Origin of the sequence: Shinella yambaruensis, assembly GCF_022899355.1 — a bacterium.
GTDB classification, from domain to species: Bacteria; Pseudomonadota; Alphaproteobacteria; order Rhizobiales; family Rhizobiaceae; genus Shinella; species Shinella yambaruensis.
Genome location: NZ_JALJCK010000035.1, coordinates 1 through 2,499 on the forward strand (window position 1 = coordinate 1; position 2,499 = coordinate 2,499).

At 67.5% G+C, this 2,499-nt stretch carries 3 protein-coding genes; all 3 read right to left on the reverse strand.

All coding sequences use genetic code 11. The annotated features are described in order from the left end of the window. Positions 1–1,064, reverse strand: a 1,064-nt coding sequence (pcaF, locus tag MUU56_RS32615; protein WP_245083436.1) for a 3-oxoadipyl-CoA thiolase, incomplete at its 3' end; no start/stop codon positions are given. A gap of 71 nt (positions 1,065–1,135) precedes the next feature. After that, on the reverse strand, positions 1,136–1,840 hold the full coding sequence (locus MUU56_RS32620) for a CoA transferase subunit B (RefSeq protein WP_245083440.1): 705 nt from the start codon (positions 1,838–1,840) through the stop codon (positions 1,136–1,138). Next, the coding region (locus MUU56_RS32625; RefSeq protein ID WP_245083443.1) for a 3-oxoacid CoA-transferase subunit A at positions 1,837–2,499 on the reverse strand (663 nt) is incomplete at its 5' end. The genes MUU56_RS32620 and MUU56_RS32625, both read right to left, overlap by 4 nt.

Genomic DNA, 2,499 nt, shown 5'->3' on the forward strand with positions numbered 1-2,499 from the left:
AGCGCGATGGCGCCGCCGTTCGGATTGACGTGGCCGGCGTCGTCGGCGATGGCGAGCTGGCGCAGCGTCGCCAGGCCCTGGGAGGCGAAGGCTTCGTTGAGCTCGATCACGTCGAAGTCGGCGGGCGTGAGGCCGAGGCGGGCGCAGAGGCGTTCGGTGGCCGCGACCGGGCCGATGCCCATGATGCGCGGCGGAACGCCGGCCATGGCGCCGCCGAGGATGCGGGCGATGGGGGTGAGGCCGTACTTCTTGAGCGCCGTCTCCGAGGCGATGACCAGCGCCGCCGCCCCGTCGTTGACACCCGACGCATTGCCGGCCGTCACCGTGCCGCCCTCCTTCCTGAAGGGCGTGCCGAGCCTGGCGAGCGCCTCGATGGTCGTCGCGCGCGGATGCTCGTCCTTCTCCACCATGACCGGATCGCCCTTCCTCTGCGGAATGGTGACGGGCGTGATCTCCTTCGCCAGCCGTCCGTTCGCCTGCGCGGCGGCAGCTTTCGCCTGCGAGCGCACGGCGAAGGCGTCCTGATCCTCACGCGAGATGGAAAAATCCTCGGCGACGTTCTCGCCGGTCTCGGGCATGGAATCGACGCCGTACTGCTTCTTCATCAGCGGATTGACGAAGCGCCAGCCGATGGTCGTGTCGTAGATCTCGGCGTTGCGCGAGAAAGCCGTCTCCGCCTTGGGCATGACGAAAGGCGCGCGGCTCATGCTCTCCACGCCGCCGGCGACGATCAGCTCCGCCTCGCCGGCCTTGATGGCCCGGGCGGCGGCGATGACCGCGTCCATGCCGGAGCCGCAGAGCCGATTGATCGTCGTGCCGGAGACGGAGACGGGAAGCCCGGCCAGGAGCGCGGACATGCGGGCGACATTGCGGTTGTCCTCGCCCGCCTGGTTGGCGCAGCCGAAGATGACGTCGTCGACGGCCTCCCAGTCGATGCCGGCATTCCTTGCCATCAGCGCCTTCAGCGGCACGGCGCCGAGATCGTCGGCGCGCACGGAGGAAAGCGCACCGCCGAAGCGGCCGATGGGCGTGCGGATGTAGTCGCAGATATAGGCTTCGGACATGGTGTTCCCCTCAAGCAGTTCCAGCAGACGTGCGCAGCGGCTTTGCGGCCGGAAGTGCGTACAACACTGTTCTAGAGTTCCGGCACGACGAGATCGGCGACATCGCCGTCGACATGCAACCTGGCGCCGGTCATCGCCTGCAATTCCTCGACCGTCATGCCCGGCAGTTTCTCGCGCAGCACGAAGCGGCCGCCGGAGACGTCGACGACGGCATGGCTGGTATAGATGCGGGTGATGCAGCCGACGCCGGTGAGCGGGAAGGTGCAGCGCTCGACGAGCTTGGGTTCGCCGTTCCTGGTGACGTGCTCGGTGATGACGACGACCTGTTTTGCGCCGTGCACGAGGTCCATCGCCCCGCCGACGGCCGGCACGCCCTTGGAGCCGACGCGCCAGTTGGCGAGGTCGCCGTTCTCGGCCACCTGGTAGGCGCCGAGGATGGCGACGTCGAGATGGCCGCCGCGCACCATGGCAAAACTGTCGGCATGGTGGAAGAAGGCCGAGCCCGGCTTCAGCGTCACGGCCTTCTTGCCGGCATTGATCAGGTCCCAGTCCTCCGCGCCTTCCGGCGGCGCCTCGCCGAAGTCGAGGATGCCGTTCTCCGTGTGGAAGATCGCCGAGCGTCCCTCGGGCTGGTAGCGTGCCACCATTTCCGGAAAGCCGATGCCGAGGTTGACATAGGCGCCGTCGAAAATGTCCTGCGCGGCGCGCCAGGCGATCTGGGCGTTGGAGAGTTTTATGTCCTCGCGGGTGTTCATGGGGTGCGTATCGATGGTCATGCGTAGGCCACTCCTGCGCGGATGAGGTCTTCTTCCTGCTTCGCATCGGCAACTTCGACGAGACCGTCGACGAAGATGCCGGGCGTGACGACATGCTCGGGATCGATGCCGCCGGGCTGCACCAGCCGGCTCACCTGCACGACGGTTCTCGCCGCCGCCATGCACATCAGCGGGCTGAAGTTGCGGGCGGCCTTGTTGTAGGTGAGGTTGCCGTGGGTGTCGCCCAGCTCGGCCTTGATCAGCGCGACGTCCGCCTTCAGCCAGCGCTCCTGCACATACATGCGGCCGTCGAATTCGGCGACCGGCTTGCCCTTAGCGAGCTCCGTCCCGTAGCTGGTCGGCGTGTAGAAGGCGGGGATGCCGGCGCCGCCGGCGCGGATGCGCTCGGCGAGCGTGCCCTGCGGCACCAGCTCCAGCTCGATCTTTCCGGCGAGATACCGGTCGGTGAAGGCGCGCGGATCGGTCGAGCGCGGGAAGGAGCAGATCATCTTCCTGACCATGCCGGCGTCGATCATCGCGGCAATGCCGATGCGGCCGTTGCCGGCATTGTTGTTGATGACGGTGAGGTCCTTCGGACCCCTGTCGATCAGGGCGTGGATCAGCTCGATCGGCGCGCCCGAGCCGCCAAAACCGCCAATCATCACGACCGAGCCGTCGCC